The organism is Rhodoferax fermentans (assembly GCF_002017865.1).
GTDB classification, from domain to species: Bacteria; Pseudomonadota; Gammaproteobacteria; order Burkholderiales; family Burkholderiaceae_C; genus Rhodoferax; species Rhodoferax fermentans.
The window spans coordinates 4138354-4155066 of record NZ_MTJN01000002.1 but is presented as its reverse complement, the minus strand read 5'-3'; the positions used below and the strand labels follow the sequence as shown (position 1 = coordinate 4155066).

The following is a 16713-nucleotide window of genomic DNA, read 5'->3' as shown; positions in this document are numbered from 1 at the left end:
TAATCCAAGCCCCAAGGATATTTGTCTCATGCCTGAATTACCTGAAGTAGAAGTTACCCGCCGCAGTTTTGTGGATGCCATTGAGGGCGCTCAGGTGTTGGCGGTGTCCCTGGGCAAACCGCTGCGTTGGCCACTGTCTTGTCTGCCCCAGGAACTGGTGGGCCGATCGGTCAAAACCGTGGACAGGCGCGGCAAATACCTGTTGATTGCACTGAGTCAGGGTTGGTTGCTGGTGCACCTGGGCATGTCGGGCAGCCTGCGTTTTTCCGCAGATCTGCCTGCGCCGGGTGTCCATGACCATTTTGAACTGGTCACCACGCGCGGTTGTCTGCGCTTGAACGACCCACGCCGTTTTGGCGCGGTGGTGTACGTGGAGAGTTTGAGCTCCCCTCTGGCCATCAAGCTGCTGGGGCGTCTGGGCATGGAGCCGCTGTCGGAAACCTTTGAGCTTGGCCTGTTCACCCAGGGCCTCAAGCGACGAAAGATGCCGATCAAACAGGTGTTGCTGGCGGGCGAACTGGTGGTGGGGGTGGGCAACATCTATGCGTCCGAAGCCTTGTTTCTGGCAGGTATCCGACCTACCAGCCCGGCCCATACACTCAGCCGCCCCAAGGCGGCCAGGTTGTATGCGGCCATACGTGATGTGCTGGCTAGGGCGGTGGAGCAGGGGGGCAGCACCTTGCGTGATTTCTCCAGCAGTGACGGCAAACCCGGCTACTTCCAGCTGGAAGCCATGGTTTATGGTCGCGCGGGTTTGCCGTGCAAGCGGTGTGACACGGTCATCAAACTGCTGCGCCAGGGCCAGCGATCCACGTTTTACTGCCCGACCTGTCAAAAAGCTTGACAGGTGTCGCGCAGGGGACACGTTGGCGAGGGTGCTATATTGATCGACGACCCACGTTTTGGAGGCAGATTGGGAACTTCATTCAACGACAAATTTGACCAGCACAGTGCCTGGCGGCGTGAGTTTGCCTTGCGCCTCAAGCTGTTGTCCCAATGGTTGAAGGACCAAGATTTGCTGGATGCATCGGTGGAGGACCGTTTGCACCGGCTCGAAACCCAGGTGCGTGTCGACAAGGTGACGGTGGCCTTTGTGGCAGAGTTTTCGCGTGGCAAGTCGGAGTTGATCAACGCGATCTTTTTTGCGGGTTATGGTCGGCGCATCATGCCTGCCAGTGCCGGGCGCACCACCATGTGTCCCACCGAGATGGCCTATGACCCGGAGGTGCCGCCGTGTTTGCGCCTGTTGCCCATCGAGACCCGCCTGCAGCCGCAGTCCCTCATGGAGTGGCGCCTGGCACCCGAGAAGTGGGAGCGGCTGGAGCTGGAGGTCAACAACCCCAAACAACTGGCCGAAGCTTTTGCCAAAGTGGCAGAAACCCGTCGTGTCACGCAGGACGAGGCGCGTGCCCTGGGCTTCTGGCACAGCGACGACGGCAATGCAGTGCCTGATGCCAATGGCCTGTTGGAGGTGCCCAAGTGGCGCCACGCCTTGATCAACATCGCCCACCCTTTGCTCAAGCAGGGCCTGGTCATTCTGGATACACCGGGCTTGAATGCGATTGGTGCCGAGCCTGAGCTCACGGTCAGCCTGATCCCGCAAGCGCAGGCGGTGGTGTTTATCCTGGGCGCTGACACCGGGGTGACCCAATCCGACCTGTCGATCTGGCGTGAACACCTGGTGGAAGACGGGCAAGACCTGTCCACACGCCTGGTGGTGTTGAACAAGATCGACACCTTGTGGGACGCACTGGACAGCCCGCAGGAGGTTCAGGCACAGATTGAGCGGCAAAAACGCGGTTCGGCCGAGATTCTGGGTATTCCCGCAGACCAAGTGGTGGCGGTGTCGGCCCAGAAAGGCCTGCTTGCCAAGGTCAAGAATGACGCAGCGCTGCTCAAACGCAGTTGCCTGGAGCAACTGGAAGACGCCTTGAGCCAGGACATCATGGGGCGGCGGCAAAAAATTCTGGGTGCTGCGGTGAGCCGTGGCATCACTGCCCTGCGCGGTGAAACCGGCCGCTGTGTGCACATCCGCCGCCGCGACCTGACCGAGCAGCTGCTGGAACTCAAAGGTCTGCAGGGCAAGAACCAACCTGTGATCAAAAACATGCGGGCGCGGGTGGCGCAGGAGCAGGCCGAATTTGATGCGGCTGGCGTCAAAATTCACGCGGTGCGTTCGGTGCACCTGAAACTGATCCGGGAAATATTCGGTTTGCTTGGTCCCAAGACTCTCAAGGACGAGATGGCGCAACTGACCGCGGCGCTCAAGCAAAAAGGCTTCAAGCTGGGTATCAAGCGCTCATATGGCGAAACCTTCGAGCGCCTGCGTGCTAATTTGCGCCAGGTGCATGCCAAGGGGCTCGACATCCACGCCATGTTGGCGGCCACCTTTTTGCAACTCAACACCGAATACGGCTTTTCGCTGCAGGTGCCTGATGAGCCCCAGATGGCGCCATATCTGAGTGACCTGGACCTGATTGAGCGCAGCCATGTGCAATACCTCGGCATCGGCAACGCTTTCAGGCTGGCGCAGCCCGAGTTTGCGGATCGTCTGGTGCGGGCGTTGAGCACCCGCATGCGTGCCGTCAATGAGACCGTGCTGGGGGATATTGAGGCCTGGAGCAAATCGGCTGCGTCGCAGCTCGACTCGCAGCTGCGCGAACGACGCAAGAATTTTGTGCGGCGGCTCGAAGCGATTGACCGTATCGGCCAGGCATCGAGTGGACTCGACGAACGCATTGAGGACATCCATGCACGCAGCACTGAGTTGGATCAGGTTGAACTCAAGCTGGTGGAGTTGACCGACTCGCTGCTGCAGATGACCACCCCCGCGCGTTTTGGGGTGGCCGTGCATGCCTCTTGAGTTGATCGCGCAGAACTTTGCGCAGAGATTGGTGGACTGGCAGCGTGCCCACGGTCGGCACGACCTGCCTTGGCAGGCCACGCGCGAGCCCTACCATGTGTGGCTCTCCGAGATCATGCTGCAGCAAACCCAGGTGGTCACCGTGCGCGACTACTTCACCCGGTTTGTGGCGCGCTTTCCAAACGTGGCGGCGCTGGCCAAGGCACCGCTGGATGATGTGCTGGGCCTGTGGAGTGGTCTGGGTTACTACAGTCGCGCCCGCAACATGCACCTGTGTGCGCAGCAGGTGATGGCGGTGCACGGTGGTGCCTTTCCCCGCACTGCGGCGCTGTTGCAGACCCTGCCGGGCATCGGCCCGTCCACGGCGGCGGCGGTGGCGTCGATCTGTTTTGGCGAACGCGTAGCGATTCTGGATGGCAACGTCAAACGGGTGCTGACACGTTTCCTGGGGTTTGAGGCTGATCTGGCGCTCTCTGCCAACGAGCGGCAGTTGTGGCAGGAGGCCAATCGCCTGCTGCCAGAGCATGATCTGGCCCACACCATGCCACGTTACACCCAGGCCATCATGGACCTGGGGGCCACGGTCTGTACCGCCAGAAAACCCGCTTGTGTGGCTTGTCCGTTCCATGGCGACTGCCGGGCTGAGGCCTTGGCGCGCCAGGAGAGTTTTCCGGTCAAGACCCGCAAACTCAAGAGAACGGCGCAAACGATCTGGTTACTGTGGGCAGTGTCGGACGACGCTGCAGTCTGGCTGAGCCAACGGCCCACACCGGGCGTCTGGGCGGGTCTGTATTGCCTGCCTCTGTTTGAAAACCGGGAAGCCTTGCTGGCTAGTGTGCCACCGGCGCGACACAGTCAGCTGCAAGACCAGCCGGTGATTAAGCATGTGTTGACGCACAAGGACTTGTATTTGCATCCGGTATCTGTGGTGTTGCCAACGGGCTCACCACCGGATGTGGCCGGCGCCTGGGTGGAGGCTGAACGCTGGCCAAGCCTGGGGCTGCCGGCACCGATCAGGAAGTTGCTGACGTGCTAAAACGGGCATCCATTTCACGGTGCCGCTTGAGCGTGACCCAGTGCGGTGCAAACAAGGCGGTGAGTTGTTCCACCAGGTACACCGAGCGATGCTGCCCGCCGGTGCAGCCGATGGCCACGGTCACATAACTGCGGTGGTTTTGCGCCAGATCGTTCATCCAGTTGTTCAGGAAGGTGTGAATCTGGTCCAGCATGCGCTGCACCTCGGGTTGCCGCCTCAGGTAGTCGGCCACCGGCGCATCTTGCCCGGTCAGAGCACGCAGTTCGGGCTCGTAATGTGGGTTGGGCAACATGCGCACATCAAACACAAAATCGGCGTCGCTCGGGATGCCGCGTTTGAACGAAAAAGATTCAAACACCAGCGTTAACTGTTCACCGGGCGCGGCGATGAAGGCTTTGACATAACTCTGCAGCTGGGTCGGACGGATCACACTGGAGTCGATCACATGGGCCTGCATGCGCAGGTCGCTGAGCAGGTTGCGCTCCAGCTCAATGGCGTCGGCCAGCGCATGGCGTTGGTCCAGCAGGGCGTTTTCTGGCCCGCCCCGGGACAAAGGGTGGCGCCTGCGTGTTTCTGAAAAGCGGCGAATAAGCGTGTCGGTGGTGGCATCCAGAAAGATGGAATCGACCTGCAGCCCGCGCGCCTTGAGCTGTTTCAACTGCTCTGGCACCAGTGGCAGCGAGCTGGCGCTGCGCACGTCGATGGCAATCGCCAGATGTTTGGCATGGTGGGCATGCTCCAGATCCACCAGCTGCATCAGCAGCTCGGGCGGCAGGTTGTCCACACAATAAAAACCCAGGTCTTCCAGCGCGTGCAAGGCCACCGATTTGCCCGAGCCGGACATGCCGGTGATCAGCACAATCTGCACATTGGGGCTGGTATTCATGTGTCAGGCTCCCTGCACTTGCAGCATGTCACGTGCATGGGTCAGGGTGCTGGCCAGAATGCGTTCACCACCCAGCATGCGGGCCAGTTCGGTGACGCGATCTTCACCTTTGACCGGGGTGACCGAACTCACGGTGGCGCTGCCCGCCAGTTGTTTGCTGACCACCAGGTGCTGGTCGGCACAGGCGGCCACCTGCGGCAGATGGGTCACGGCCAGCACCTGCCGGTCAACGCCGAGCTGGCGCATCAGCCGCCCCACGGTTTCGGCCACTGCACCACCGACACCGGCGTCGACCTCGTCAAAAATCAGGGTTTGGGCGGTACCCAGCTGGCTGGTGGTGACCGCAATCGCCAGCGCCAGGCGTGACAACTCACCTCCTGAAGCCACTTTGTTGACCGGGCGCGGGGTGCTGCCCGCATGGCCTGCCACCAGAAACTGGATGTCCTCCAACCCCGTCATCAAAGGCTGGCCTGCAGGCTGGATGGCCACCTCGAACTGGCCGCCTTGCATGCCCAGCCCCTGCATCGCCAGGGTGATGGTCTGGGCCAGCTTGGGGGCTGACTTTTGCCGGGCTCGGGTCAGCTTACCAGCCTCTACCTGATAACTTTGCCAGGCAGAGGCCACCGCACTCTCCAGCGCCTGCAGGTCGGCCGCAGCGTCCAGCGCACGCAGCTGAGCTTTCCAGCCAGACAACAGGTCCACCAGCTCCTCGGGGCTGCGTTTGTAACGGCGCGCCAGTGCCATCCACAGGCCCAAGCGTTCATCCAGCGCGCTGAGCCGATCCGGGTCCAGCTCGGTTTTGCGAAGGTAGACACGCAGTGAGTGCACCACATCCTCCAACTGAGCCAGGCTGGATGTCAAAACCTCGCTCAGCCCTTTAAATACGGGCTCAATATGCTCTTGTTTTTGAAGTGCTTCGCAGGCACTGCCGCTCAGGCTACAGGCATTGCTGTCGGCCTCATCGAGTGCCTGCAAGGCCGATTGCGCAGCGTCCAACAGGGCCTGGGCGTTGGAGAGGCGGCTGTGCTCGGCGTTCAAGGCGGGCCATTCGTCCACTGCCGGTGCGAGTTTTTCCAGCTCACCAATCTGCCAGTTCAGGCGCTCACGTTCGTTGAGCAAAGAGTCCTGCGAGGTGCGGGCCTGTGCCAGCTGGTCCTGGGCGGTGCGCCACAGCTGCCACTGTGCTGCCACGCCATCGGTCGACACCTTCGCGTAGGCGTCGAGCAGGCCACGCACGGACTCCGGGCGTGTCAGGCTTTGCCAGGCGTGTTGCCCATGGATGTCGAGTAGCAGTTCCCCCAAGGCGCGCAACTGGGTGGCGGTGGCGGGGCTGCCGTTGATCCAGGCGCGGCTTTTGCCCTGGGCGTCAACGGTGCGACGCAGCAGCAGGCTGCTGTCGTGCTCGAACCCGGCCTCGTCCAGCCAGCTGGCCACGCTGGTTGTGGCCTCGAACTCGGCGCTGACGTCGGTGCGTGTCGCACCTTCACGGATCACACTGACATCGGCACGCCCGCCGGTCACCAGCTGCAAGGCGTCCACCAGGATGGATTTGCCAGCGCCGGTCTCACCGGTCAACACGGTGAAGCCGTTGGCCAGTTCCAGGTCAAGTTCGCTGACGATGACAAAGTCGCGCAGGACGATGCGTTTGAGACTCACGTTGAGGTTACTCCTTCGTTCCAATGCAGTTTTTCCCGCAGGGTATCAAAGTAGGACCAGCCCTTGGGATGCAAAAACCGCACATGGTGGTTGGACCGGGTGACTTCAATCCGGTCACCATGCATCAGGGACGCCAGGGATTGCTGGTCAAAACTCGCGCTGGCATCCCGGCCAGCTACTACTTCAATAGCTATATGCGATGTGTTGGCAAGGACTATCGGCCGATTTGACAATGTATGTGGGGCAATCGGTACCATCACCCAGCCGGGAATGGAGGGGTGTAACAAAGGCCCGCCCGATGACAATGCATAAGCAGTTGATCCGGTGGGTGTCGCGATGATCAGTCCATCAGCACGCTGGTTCGCGACAAAGTGGCCATCCACCTCCACCCGCAACTCCACCATGCCCGAGGTGGCACCACGGTTCACCACCACATCGTTGAGCGCGGTGGCGTTGTAGACGCAGTGCCCATCGCGCATCACCCGGCCAGTCATCAGGCTGCGGTGGTCTTCCACATATTCACCACGCAGCATGAGGCTCAGGCAGGCGGCAAAGTTGCCATAGGGAATGTCGGTGATGAAGCCCAGACGGCCCTGGTTGATGCCAATCAGCGGCACACCATATGCGGCCAGTTGTCTGCCAATGCCCAGCATGGTACCGTCACCCCCCACCACCAGGCCCAGGTCACATTGTTCGCCGATCTGTGGCACGGTCAGCGTCGGGTGGGTCACCATCCCCATGTTGAGCGCCGTGTCACGCTCCAGCACCACATCACAGCCCTGGTCGTGCAGAAAATGCGCCACCGCGTCCAGTGCCGCGCGCGCGCTGGCAACGGCGGCAACACCGGCGCTGGTCTGGTATTTGCCGATCAGTGCAACAAGCTTGAATTTGGAATCCATCTGCAAATTACAACACCAAAGCCATGGCAGGCCGGTGACGCCTTTGAAAAAACCAGCTTCACGGACAACACTGGCATACAGCATCCCTGTTTGAAGCGGTACCAAGGGTGTTCTTTCCTGGTCTTTGGCTCTGACAAGATGTCCGTAAAATGACAGCATGCTGGATGACCGTGCCAAGTTATTACTCAAAGCGCTGGTTGAGCGTTACATCGCTGATGGCCAGCCGGTGGGGTCGCGCACTTTGTCCAAGGCATCCGGGCTGGAGCTTTCACCCGCCACCATCCGCAACGTGATGTCAGACCTGGAGGATCTGGGTCTGATCGTCAGCCCACACACCTCGGCCGGGCGCATTCCCACCGCACGCGGCTACCGCTTGTTTGTGGACACCATGTTGACGGTCCAGCGCAACCCGTTTGGTGAACACAGTCTGGCCCACGACCAGCCGCAGAAGGTGATTTCCAACGCGGCCAATCTGCTCTCCAGTCTGTCCCAGTTTGTGGGTGTGGTGGTGGCGCCGCGGCGCACCACGGTTTTTCGGCACATTGAGTTCTTGCGGTTGTCCGAGCGGCGCTTGCTGGTGATCATCGTCTCGCCGGAAGGGGATGTGCAAAACCGCGTGATCTTCACCGAGGTCGACTACGAGCAGCAGCAGCTGGTCGAGGCGGCCAACTTCCTGAATGCCAATTACATCGGTCTGGACATCGAGCAGGTGCGCGAGCGGCTGAAAAACGAGGTGGAGTCCTTGCGTGCAGAGATTGCCAGCCTGATGCACGCTGCCGTGGCTGCCAACTCCGAGGTGCTGTCTGAAACCGCCGACGAGGTGATCATTGCCGGTGAGCGCAATCTGTTGTCGGTGAGTGACTTTGCCAATGACATGGGCCATTTGCGCCGTGCGTTCGACCTGTTTGAGCAAAAAGCCCAGTTGATGCGTTTGCTGGATGTGACCGGACGCGCCGAAGGTGTGCGCATTTTTATCGGTGGCGAAAGCCAGGTGATTCCGTTTGAGGACCTGTCCATTGTCAGTGCCCCTTACGAGGTCGATGGCCAGGTGGTCGGTACCCTCGGTGTGGTTGGGCCCACACGCATGCCCTATGACCGCATGATCCAGATTGTGGACATCACCTCCAAACTGGTCAGCAACGCGCTGAGCCACCACAAGTAGCCCCTACAATTGCCGGTTCGGTTGGGGCGTTAGCTCAGTTGGTTAGAGCAGAGGACTCATAATCCTTTGGTCCACAGTTCAAGTCTGTGACGCCCTACCAATTAAATTATGAACACAATCAAAGGCCTGCGTCAGCAGGCCTTTGTCGTTGGTGCCTACAAATGAGGCCCTGTGTCAAATTTTTGATAGTTTGGTTGCCAGCCATTGCGCAGGAGATGACACACAGGGTCATCTGGCTTAACCACGTTGCTTTATTCCTGGCTAAAAGCGATCTCGATTTGTTTGTAGAAGTGCATAGAGCGAAAGCATTTGAGGTACCAAGAATAATCAGTCAAACGCAGAATTCTTTGGCCCAAAGTTCAAGTCTGTGGCGGCATGCCAATTTTTAGGCTATAATTGATAGCTTAGCGGCTGTAGCTCAGTTGGATAGAGTACTTGGCTACGAACCAAGGGGTCGTGGGTTCAATTCCTGCCAGCCGCACCAAACGACAAGCCCTAGAACAGAGATGTTCTAGGGCTTTTTCGTTTTTGAATTCAAATATTTGACCTGGCGCTGCATGCCGGGTGATGTGACACCCGAATACGCGATGTCGCAGATCACCCGCGCATTGGGGTCTGGCGATTTTTTACTCGCGCGCCAAGTGAATCTGGCTATGCGGCGATGGGGGAGGTGTTTTTGGAGCGCTGCACTTTCAGAACCGCAGCGGTGCGGCGCAGGTGTTTGAACACGGTTTCAAGCTGGCTCAAATCACGCACCGCAATGACAAACCGCAACTCCATCACCCCATGCGCAGATTCATTGGTCATGTCAACCTGGGTGATGTCTGCTTCGCCAGATGCCAGCGCGCTGGCGACACGGGCCAACACACCCTTGCCATTGGTGACGGTGACAACAATACCTGTCTCGAAGGTCCGCATGGGTTCATCGGACCATTCCACACTGATAAAACGTTCGCTGTCTTTGTGGTGCAGTTTTTTGGCGACCTGACAGTCGCCCGTGTGGATCGTTAACCCCTCACCACGGCCCAGGTAACCCACAATGCTGTCGCCAGGAATCGGGCGGCAACAATGGGCAAAACGTACCGAGGTGCTTTCGCTGCCATCAATGGACACACTGCCCTGGGAGATGTTCTCGCCAGCCACAAAACGTTCCCGGGTCAGCAGCAGGGCATCGGGCTTTTCCCCGCTGTCAGCAAGCAACATGGCCAAACGTTTGGCGACGATGCTGGCGATGCGTTTGCCCAGGCCAATGTCTGTCATCAGTTCGGATGGGGTCCTGTTGCCACTGAAACGCAACAACTTGTCCCACACAGCGGCCTTGGCGCCAGAGTGGTCGGGTAAGTTCTCGATGCCTTCCGCCCGCAAGGCCTGGATCAGCATTTTTTCGCCAAGGCTCTCCGACTCTGTCTGGGCCAAGGTCTTGAGGTGTTGGCGTATCTTGGAACGTGCGCGCGCTGTCCTGACAAATCCCAGCCAGGCCGGGTTGGGTGTAGCGTCAGGTGAGGTGATGACCTCGATCACATCACCATTTTTGACCTCGGTCCGCAAGGTCACGGGTTCGTTGTTGATTTTGGCCGACAGCGTGTGGTCGCCCACGTTGCTGTGGATGGCATAGGCAAAATCGATCACGGTGGCTCCGCGAGGCATGGCCATGATCTGGCTCTTGGGCGTGAACACGTAAACCGCATCGGGAAAAAGGTCTACCTTGACATGTTCCCAGAACTCTGTGGCATCCCGGTTTTCGTCCTGGATGTCCAGCAGTGACTGCAGCCATTTGGAACCCATGCGGTCGTTCTGGCCGACATCATCGTTGGACGCTTCCTTGTACAACCAGTGCGCCGCTACACCAGTTTCAGCCACCAGATGCATCGCCTCGGTGCGCAGTTGAAACTCGACGTTGATCCCCGAAGGGCCGACCAGCGTGGTGTGCAGCGACTGGTAACCGTTGATTTTGCTGATAGCAATGTGGTCTTTGAACTTGCCGGGAACCGGCTTGTAGAGCTGGTGCAGCATACCCAAAGCGGTGTAGCAGTCAACCAGGTTCGGGACGATGATGCGAAATCCGTAGATATCGGTGACCTGGGCAAAGCTGAGATTTTTTTCCTCCATCTTTTTGTAGATGGAGAAGATGGTTTTTTCGCGCCCGGCGATCCTGACCGGCATGTCGTGTTGCGCAAAGGTGTTGTCCAGGTCCGCATGCACCTTTTGAATCAGGTCGCGTCGTCGGCTTCGTGCTTTGGCTACCGCTTTGGTCAGAACGCTGTGTCGCCAGGGGTTGAGGTACTTGAAGGACAGATCCTGCAACTCGCGGTAGGTCTGGTTCAGCCCCAAGCGGTAGGCGATGGGGGCGTAAATGTCCAGCGTTTCCGAAGCGATGCGCCCCCATTTTTCGCGTGGCGCGTCCGACAGCGTGCGCATGTTGTGGGTGCGGTCTGCCAGCTTGATCAGGATGACACGTACATCACGTGCCATGGCCAGCAGCATTTTGCGAAACGACTCGGCCTGGTTCTCCTCACGTGTGTTGAAGTGCAGTTTTTCCAGCTTGGTCAAGCCATCGACCAGCTCTGCCACCGAGGTACCAAAGCGCTCAATCAGTTCCGATTTGGCAATGCCACAGTCTTCCATGGCGTCATGCAACAGGGCCGCCATCAAGGCCTGGGCGTCAAGTTTCCATTCGGCACATTGGGCCGCCACAGCGATGGGGTGGGTGATGTAGGGCTCTCCGCTGTTGCGCAATTGGCCCAGATGGGCTTCGTCGGCAAACCGGTAGGCTTGCCGCACGCTGGCCAGATCGGCCGGACTCAAATAGTCCAGCTTGTTGGTGAGGCTTGCCAAGCTCGCTGCAGCTGCATTCATGCCCGCCGAACTGAGCGCCTTGGGCGCGGGTTTGGGTGGGATGTGGCTGACAACGGAAACGGGTTGGACGGGGGTGCGCATCCCTGAAATATAGCCTGCGTGTAAGCCTATGACACAAATGAAACAAAAAAGCACCGCAGAGCGGTGCTTTTTATGTCAGCGTGCCTGTGAACTCAGAGCGGCACTTTTTTCAACATCTCGATGCCAATCTTGCCTGCTGCAATTTCGCGCAGGGCGGTCACGCCCGGTTTGTTCTTGCTCTCAACCTTGGGGCTGTGGCCTTGGCTCAGCATGCGGGCACGGTAGGACGCAGCCAATACCAGCTGAAAGCGATTGGGAATCTGCACCAGGCAGTCTTCAACAGTGATACGGGCCATGACTTCTCCAGAACCAGGTGGGCGCACTAAGAAATATGCAGTGCTTTGAATGTTTCAGCCCTGGCACGGCGCTGTGCCAGGTACTTGAGTCGTTGGGCGTGGACGATGGATTTGAGATCAAACACAGCCCGGTCGAACAACTCATTGATTATAACGAAGTCAAACTGGTTGACCTGTGCCATCTCTAAAGCCGCGTTCTGCAGCCGGACTTCAATCACTGCTGCCGTGTCTTCACCACGTCGCTCCAGCCGCGAGCGCAACTCATCCCAGCTGGGCGGCAGGATGAAGATGGTCACGGCATTGGCAAACACTTGTTTGATCTGCAACGCACCTTGAAAGTCAATCTCCAGAATCACATCAGCGCCCTGGCTCATGCGTTCTTCGATCGCCTTTTTCGAGGTGCCGTAGCGGTGGTTGTGCACATGCGCCCATTCGACGAAGGCGTCTGTCTGCACCATGGCATCAAACTCGGTGTCAGGCACAAAAAAATACTCGCGCCCATGTTTTTCCTGCCCGCGGGGTGCGCGGGTGGTGTGTGACACCGAAGGTTGTACAAGGGAATCGAGTTCCAGCAAGGCCTTGACCAAGCTGGATTTGCCAGCTCCGCTGGGGGCGGCGACAACAAAGAGGTTTCCGGGGTAATCCATAGGCGCTTATTCTATGTTTTGCACCTGCTCGCGCATTTGCTCGATCAGCACTTTCATGTCCACCGAAATGTGGGTCAGTTCCAGCGCGGCAGACTTGGAGCCCAGGGTATTGGCCTCGCGATGCAGCTCCTGAATCAGGAAGTCCAGCCGTTTGCCGATGTCGCCACCTTTTTTGACCAGGCGCTCCAGCTCGTCCAGGTGAGAGGCCAGCCGAGTCAGCTCTTCGGCCACATCAATGCGGATGGCAAACGCGGTGGCTTCGGTCAGCGCCCGGTCTTGGGCCATCTCGGACTTGGCCTGGCCGTCGGTGAGCTCCATCGCCTGCGCCCAGCGGTCCAGAAAACGTTGGCGTTGTTGTGTCACCAGCAGCGGGATCAGCGGCTCGGCCTGGGCCGCCAGCGCCCGCAACTGCTTGATGCGGTCAAACAACATGGCGGCCAGTCGGGTGCCTTCACGTTTGCGCGCGGCCATGAGTGCGTCGAGCACCTCGTCGGCCAGTTGCAGTGTTTCGGCCTGCCAGTCCTTGCCGGGCTGGGATTCGTCCCCCGCCAGGCGGATGACTTCGGCCACGCTGAGTGGCTGCGCCGACGGCAGCCAGGCTTTGACATGGTCTTGAATGGCGTTGAGGCGTTGCAACAGACGGGTCGACGGCTCGGTGACCACACTGCTGCTGGTGCTCTCGATGGACGCCCGCAGCTCCACCTTGCCGCGTTTGAGTTTGGCGTTGAGCTTCTCGCGCAGGGCGGGTTCGCAGGCGCGCAGCTCCTCGGGCAGGCGGAAAGACAGGTCCAGAAAGCGGCTGTTGACCGCCCGGATTTCGATGCCCAATCGGCTGTTGGCGCTGTGTTTGTTATCGCCCTCAGCGCCCTCTTTGGCCGGGTTATGCTGGGCGCTGGCGTAACCGGTCATGCTGTAAACTGACATTGCGGTTCTCTTCAAAAAATGTACTTTTGAGAATAACCCGGTTCTTGCCCCGCTTGCGGTTTCCTGATTAAAAAATGATGTCCAAGGTCAAACCCTCCCCACTGCCTCCCGGAACCTTCATTGGTGGTTATCAGGTCGTTCGCAAGGTGGCGGCGGGTGGTTTTGGGGTGGTCTACCTGGCCACCGACAACGACGGCCAGCAGGTCGCCATCAAGGAGTACTTACCAGCCTCGCTGACCACACGTGACCCGGGTGACCTGGCGCCGCAGGTGGCGCCTGAAAAATTGTCGCTGTACCGCCTGGGGCTCAAGAGTTTCTTCGAGGAAGGCCGCTCGCTGGCCCAGATATCTCACCCCTCGGTGGTGAGTGTGATGAATTTCTTCCGGGAAAACGACACCGTTTACATGGTGATGAACTACCTGGAAGGCGCCAGCCTGCAGGACTTCATCCTGATCGCGCGTGACCTCAAGCAGCCCAAGGTGTTCCGTGAGTCGACCATCCGCTCGCTGTTCGAGGAGATCCTGCGCGGCCTGCGCATCGTGCACCAGCACAAGATGCTGCATCTGGACATCAAACCGGCCAACATCTTCATCACCGACGACAACAAGGCGGTGTTGATCGACTTTGGCGCGGCGCGTGAGGTCTTGAGCAAAGAGGGCAACTTCATCCGCCCGATGTACACCCCCGGTTTTGCCGCGCCCGAGATGTACCGACGCGACAGCACCATGGGCCCGTGGACCGACATCTACGCCATTGGCGCTTGCATGTTCGCCTGTATGCAAGGTTACCCGCCCAACGAGGCGCCGCAGCGTGTCAACAACGACCCGATGGCTGCCGCCTGGAAACGCCTGCAGGGGGTGTATTCCGACAACCTGATCGAGGTGGTGCAATGGTGTATGGCGCTGGACCCGCTGGCCAGGCCGCAGTCGGTGTTTGCGCTGCAGAAAGAGCTCAACAGCCCGGGTGAGCGGCGCTACACCCGCCTGAGTGTGGGTGAGAAGGTGCGCCTGCAGTTTGACAACATGGTCACCGGCACCAAAAAGACCGTGCTCAAGGCCACCGAGCCGAGCAAAAAATCCAGATGAAGTTCTCTGTCTTCCAGGTCAGCCGCAAAGGTGGGCGTGACAAGAACGAAGACCGCATGGGGTACTGCTACACCAGCAGCGCTGCCATTTTTATGCTGGCCGACGGTATGGGTGGGCATCCTGAGGGGGAGGTGGCGGCGCAGCTGGCGATTCAGGCCATTGCCGCCCTGTTCCAGAAAGAAGCCAAACCCGAACTCGCGGACGTGCCCCGCTTTCTGGACAACGCGGTGCGCTCGGCGCACCGGCATATCCTGCGTTACGCAACGGGTCGCGCCATGTTGGATGCACCACGCAGCACGATTGTGGTGGCGGTGATCCAGAACGGTGCCTTGACGTGGACCCACTGCGGCGACTCCAGGCTCTACCTGCTGCGTCGGGGTGAGCTCTTGACACGCACGCGCGACCACTCGCTGCTGGAGCAGGACCTGATCAAACCCGCCACCGCGCGGCCTGAGGCAGGCAAAAACCGCCATGTGTTGTTCACCTGTCTGGGTTCACCCACCAAACCGCTGTTTGCGGTGGAGGGGCCGCTGGGTCTGCAACTGGGTGACCGCATCATGTTGTGCTCGGATGGCCTGTGGTCGGCGGTGCCCGAACCCACCCTGGTGTCTGAGCTGCTGCACAAACCGGTGGATGTGGCGGTGCCCGACCTGGTGGAGCTGGCCTTGCGCCTGGCCGGTCCCAGCTCCGACAATGTGACCTGTCTGGCGCTGGCCTGGGAAACCCCTGACGAGCTGGCCTCCACCCGGGGCTCAATCACCACCGACTCGATCCTGGATGGTGTGTTTGCTTCGACCGTGCAGGCCGGTTGGCTGGATCCGGTCGAAGACGATCTGGATGACGAGGCGATCGAGCGCTCGATTGCCGAGATCAACGAAGCCATCCGCCGCTCGGCCCAGAAAAAAGTCTGATTTTTGTTATTGAGAAGGTTCTGCCATGACTGATTTTTCACGCTCAGGCGCACGCGCCTTTGACGCCCTGCGCACGGTGAGCATCACCCGCCACTACACCATGCACGCCGAGGGCTCGGTGCTGATTGCGTTTGGCAACACCCAGGTGTTGTGCACCGCCTCGGTCGAGGAAAAAGTGCCCGGCCACAAAAAAGGCAGCGGCGAGGGCTGGGTCACCGCCGAATACGGCATGTTGCCGCGCGCCACCCACACCCGCAGCGACCGCGAGGCGGCACGGGGCAAACAGTCCGGCCGCACGCAAGAGATCCAGCGCCTGATTGGCCGCGCGTTGCGCAGTGTGTTTGACCTCAAGCTGCTGGGCGAGCGCACCATCCACCTCGACTGCGACGTGATCCAGGCCGACGGTGGCACCCGCACCGCTGCCATCACTGGTGCTTTTGTGGCAGCGCAGGACGCAGTGAACTGGCTCATGGCACAGGGCAAGATCACACAGTCACCGATCCTCAACCCGGTGGCCGCCATCTCGGTCGGCATTGTGCAGGGCACACCCTTGCTGGACCTGGAGTATGTGGAAGACTCGGCCTGCGATACCGACATGAACGTGGTGATGACCGGCGCTGGCCACTATGTGGAAGTGCAGGGCACTGCCGAAGGTGTCGCCTTCACCCGCGCCGAGATGGACCAGCTGCTGGCCCTGGCCGACAAAGGCATCCGTGAGTTGATCCAACTGCAAAAGGCTGCTTATTAATTTGATAGCTATCAGCCCTTGATAAACGCGGGCTAGAGGCCAATTTGTTATATGAAAATTGTTTTGGCATCCAACAACCCCGGCAAGCTGGCTGAATTGCAGGCCATGTTTGCGCCGCTTGGGTTCGAGCTCATCACCCAGGGCAGCCTGGGCATCCCGGAGGCGCCTGAGCCCTACCACACCTTTATTGAGAACGCGCTGACCAAGGCGCGCCACGCAGCTGCGCACAGCGGCCTGCCCGCCGTGGCTGATGACGCCGGTTTGTGTGTGGACGCTTTTGGTGGCCTGCCCGGGGTGCAAACCGCCTATTACGCCACCCAGTTTGGTTACCCCAAGAGTGACGACAACAATGTGCGCGCGCTGCTGGAGCAGATGGCGGGCATAGAGAATCGCCGCGCCGCGATGGTCAGCACCCTGGTGGCGGTGCGCAGCCCCGAGGACCCCGAGCCGCTGGTGGCAGTGGGGCGTGTGGTGGGTGAGATTGCGCGTGAGCGCCTGGGCAGCAACGGTTTTGGTTTTGATCCGGTGATGTTCATCCCCGAGTTTGGTCAGACCTTTGCCCAGCTGCCCACCGAGGTGAAAAACGCCCACAGCCACCGGGGCAGGGCGGCTGCCGCCATGGTGGCGCTGATGCGCGAGCGCTGGTTGTGAGTGGTGCGGACG

At 59.8% G+C, this 16713-nt stretch carries 15 protein-coding genes and 2 tRNA genes; 10 read left to right on the top strand and 7 right to left on the bottom strand.

Annotated features, from left to right (window positions below):
- Nucleotides 1–28 precede the first annotated feature (28 nt).
- The 3 genes from mutM to mutY all read left to right on the top strand — a co-directional run bounded on the left by mutM (nt 29) and on the right by mutY (nt 3899).
- Nucleotides 29–844 carry a bifunctional DNA-formamidopyrimidine glycosylase/DNA-(apurinic or apyrimidinic site) lyase gene (gene mutM, locus RF819_RS19320; protein ID WP_078366457.1) on the top strand — a complete coding sequence of 272 codons (816 nt, stop codon included), beginning with the start codon at nt 29–31 and terminating at the stop codon, nt 842–844.
- A gap of 69 nt (nt 845–913) precedes the next feature.
- Nucleotides 914–2863: a dynamin family protein gene (locus tag RF819_RS19315; protein WP_078366456.1), complete on the top strand. Its 1950-nt coding sequence runs from the start codon at nt 914–916 to the stop codon at nt 2861–2863.
- Nucleotides 2853–3899, top strand: a complete 1047-nt coding sequence (gene mutY, locus RF819_RS19310; protein WP_078366455.1) for an A/G-specific adenine glycosylase — start codon at nt 2853–2855, stop codon at nt 3897–3899. Before RF819_RS19315 ends, mutY begins: the two co-directional genes overlap by 11 nt.
- Here mutY and rapZ read toward each other — a convergent pair.
- Genes rapZ through RF819_RS19295 form a run of 3 tightly spaced genes read right to left on the bottom strand, consistent with a single transcriptional unit; the run spans nt 3877 to nt 7340 of the window.
- Nucleotides 3877–4785: an RNase adapter RapZ gene (gene rapZ, locus RF819_RS19305; protein WP_078366454.1), complete on the bottom strand. Its 909-nt coding sequence runs from the start codon at nt 4783–4785 to the stop codon at nt 3877–3879. The two genes, mutY and rapZ, sit on opposite strands and share 23 nt — an antisense overlap.
- 3 nt (nt 4786–4788) lie before the next feature.
- Nucleotides 4789–6441, bottom strand: a complete 1653-nt coding sequence (recN, locus tag RF819_RS19300) for a DNA repair protein RecN (RefSeq protein ID WP_078366453.1) — start codon at nt 6439–6441, stop codon at nt 4789–4791.
- Complete coding sequence (locus tag RF819_RS19295; RefSeq protein WP_078367078.1) at nt 6438–7340, bottom strand: NAD kinase; 903 nt, start codon at nt 7338–7340, stop codon at nt 6438–6440. The genes recN and RF819_RS19295 overlap by 4 nt, the downstream gene beginning before the upstream one ends.
- Nucleotides 7341–7497: 157 nt before the next feature.
- On the opposite strand from RF819_RS19295, the gene hrcA reads away from it, so the two are divergent.
- The 3 genes from hrcA (at nt 7498) to RF819_RS19280 (ending at nt 8986) form a co-directional block, all read left to right on the top strand.
- A complete protein-coding gene (gene hrcA / locus RF819_RS19290) occupies nt 7498–8502 on the top strand; it encodes a heat-inducible transcriptional repressor HrcA (protein WP_078366452.1) in 1005 nt (334 codons plus the stop codon).
- A 23-nt stretch (nt 8503–8525) separates the two neighbouring features.
- Nucleotides 8526–8602: transfer RNA gene (locus tag RF819_RS19285), tRNA-Ile, on the top strand.
- A gap of 307 nt (nt 8603–8909) precedes the next feature.
- Nucleotides 8910–8986 (top strand) — tRNA-Arg (locus RF819_RS19280).
- A 167-nt stretch (nt 8987–9153) separates the two neighbouring features.
- On the opposite strand, the gene RF819_RS19275 is transcribed toward RF819_RS19280, so the two are convergent.
- The 4 genes from RF819_RS19275 to RF819_RS19260 form a co-directional block, all read right to left on the bottom strand.
- Nucleotides 9154–11439, bottom strand: a complete 2286-nt coding sequence (locus RF819_RS19275) for a RelA/SpoT family protein (protein ID WP_078366451.1) — start codon at nt 11437–11439, stop codon at nt 9154–9156.
- 92 nt (nt 11440–11531) lie between these two features.
- Nucleotides 11532–11735: a DNA-directed RNA polymerase subunit omega gene (gene rpoZ / locus RF819_RS19270; protein ID WP_078366450.1), complete on the bottom strand. Its 204-nt coding sequence runs from the start codon at nt 11733–11735 to the stop codon at nt 11532–11534.
- Between the two features lie 26 nt (nt 11736–11761).
- Nucleotides 11762–12382, bottom strand: coding sequence for a guanylate kinase (gmk, locus tag RF819_RS19265; protein WP_078366449.1), 621 nt, complete (start codon nt 12380–12382; stop codon nt 11762–11764).
- A gap of 6 nt (nt 12383–12388) precedes the next feature.
- On the bottom strand, nt 12389–13306 hold the full coding sequence (locus RF819_RS19260) for a YicC/YloC family endoribonuclease (protein WP_078366448.1): 918 nt from the start codon (nt 13304–13306) through the stop codon (nt 12389–12391).
- Nucleotides 13307–13383: 77 nt separating this feature from the next.
- Between RF819_RS19260 and RF819_RS19255 the strand changes: the two genes are divergently transcribed.
- The 4 genes from RF819_RS19255 to rdgB are packed head-to-tail and all read left to right on the top strand — an operon-like array spanning nt 13384 to nt 16701.
- Nucleotides 13384–14391 carry a serine/threonine protein kinase gene (locus RF819_RS19255; RefSeq protein ID WP_078367077.1) on the top strand — a complete coding sequence of 336 codons (1008 nt, stop codon included), beginning with the start codon at nt 13384–13386 and terminating at the stop codon, nt 14389–14391.
- Nucleotides 14388–15302 (top strand): PP2C family protein-serine/threonine phosphatase, encoded by a 915-nt coding sequence (locus RF819_RS19250; RefSeq protein WP_078366447.1) that lies wholly within the window; start codon nt 14388–14390, stop codon nt 15300–15302. Before RF819_RS19255 ends, RF819_RS19250 begins: the two co-directional genes overlap by 4 nt.
- A gap of 25 nt (nt 15303–15327) precedes the next feature.
- Complete coding sequence (rph, locus tag RF819_RS19245) at nt 15328–16050, top strand: ribonuclease PH (RefSeq protein ID WP_078366446.1); 723 nt, start codon at nt 15328–15330, stop codon at nt 16048–16050.
- 51 nt (nt 16051–16101) lie between these two features.
- On the top strand, nt 16102–16701 hold the full coding sequence (gene rdgB / locus RF819_RS19240) for an RdgB/HAM1 family non-canonical purine NTP pyrophosphatase (protein WP_078366445.1): 600 nt from the start codon (nt 16102–16104) through the stop codon (nt 16699–16701).
- Nucleotides 16702–16713 lie beyond the last annotated feature (12 nt).

What these genes read in the sequence shown, in the direction of transcription:
- mutY (WP_078366455.1), top strand. Translation starts at nt 2,853, where the DNA reads ATGCCTCTTGAGTTGATCGCGCAGAACTTTGCGCAGAGATTGGTGGAC.
- rpoZ (WP_078366450.1), bottom strand. Translation starts at nt 11,735, where the DNA reads ATGGCCCGTATCACTGTTGAAGACTGCCTGGTGCAGATTCCCAATCGC.
- rph (WP_078366446.1), top strand. Translation starts at nt 15,328, where the DNA reads ATGACTGATTTTTCACGCTCAGGCGCACGCGCCTTTGACGCCCTGCGC.
- RF819_RS19295 (WP_078367078.1), bottom strand. Translation starts at nt 7,340, where the DNA reads ATGGATTCCAAATTCAAGCTTGTTGCACTGATCGGCAAATACCAGACC.
- rdgB (WP_078366445.1), top strand. Translation starts at nt 16,102, where the DNA reads ATGAAAATTGTTTTGGCATCCAACAACCCCGGCAAGCTGGCTGAATTG.
- RF819_RS19250 (WP_078366447.1), top strand. Translation starts at nt 14,388, where the DNA reads ATGAAGTTCTCTGTCTTCCAGGTCAGCCGCAAAGGTGGGCGTGACAAG.
- rapZ (WP_078366454.1), bottom strand. Translation starts at nt 4,785, where the DNA reads ATGAATACCAGCCCCAATGTGCAGATTGTGCTGATCACCGGCATGTCC.
- RF819_RS19260 (WP_078366448.1), bottom strand. Translation starts at nt 13,306, where the DNA reads ATGTCAGTTTACAGCATGACCGGTTACGCCAGCGCCCAGCATAACCCG.
- gmk (WP_078366449.1), bottom strand. Translation starts at nt 12,382, where the DNA reads ATGGATTACCCCGGAAACCTCTTTGTTGTCGCCGCCCCCAGCGGAGCT.
- RF819_RS19255 (WP_078367077.1), top strand. Translation starts at nt 13,384, where the DNA reads ATGTCCAAGGTCAAACCCTCCCCACTGCCTCCCGGAACCTTCATTGGT.
- RF819_RS19275 (WP_078366451.1), bottom strand. Translation starts at nt 11,439, where the DNA reads ATGCGCACCCCCGTCCAACCCGTTTCCGTTGTCAGCCACATCCCACCC.
- mutM (WP_078366457.1), top strand. Translation starts at nt 29, where the DNA reads ATGCCTGAATTACCTGAAGTAGAAGTTACCCGCCGCAGTTTTGTGGAT.
- hrcA (WP_078366452.1), top strand. Translation starts at nt 7,498, where the DNA reads ATGCTGGATGACCGTGCCAAGTTATTACTCAAAGCGCTGGTTGAGCGT.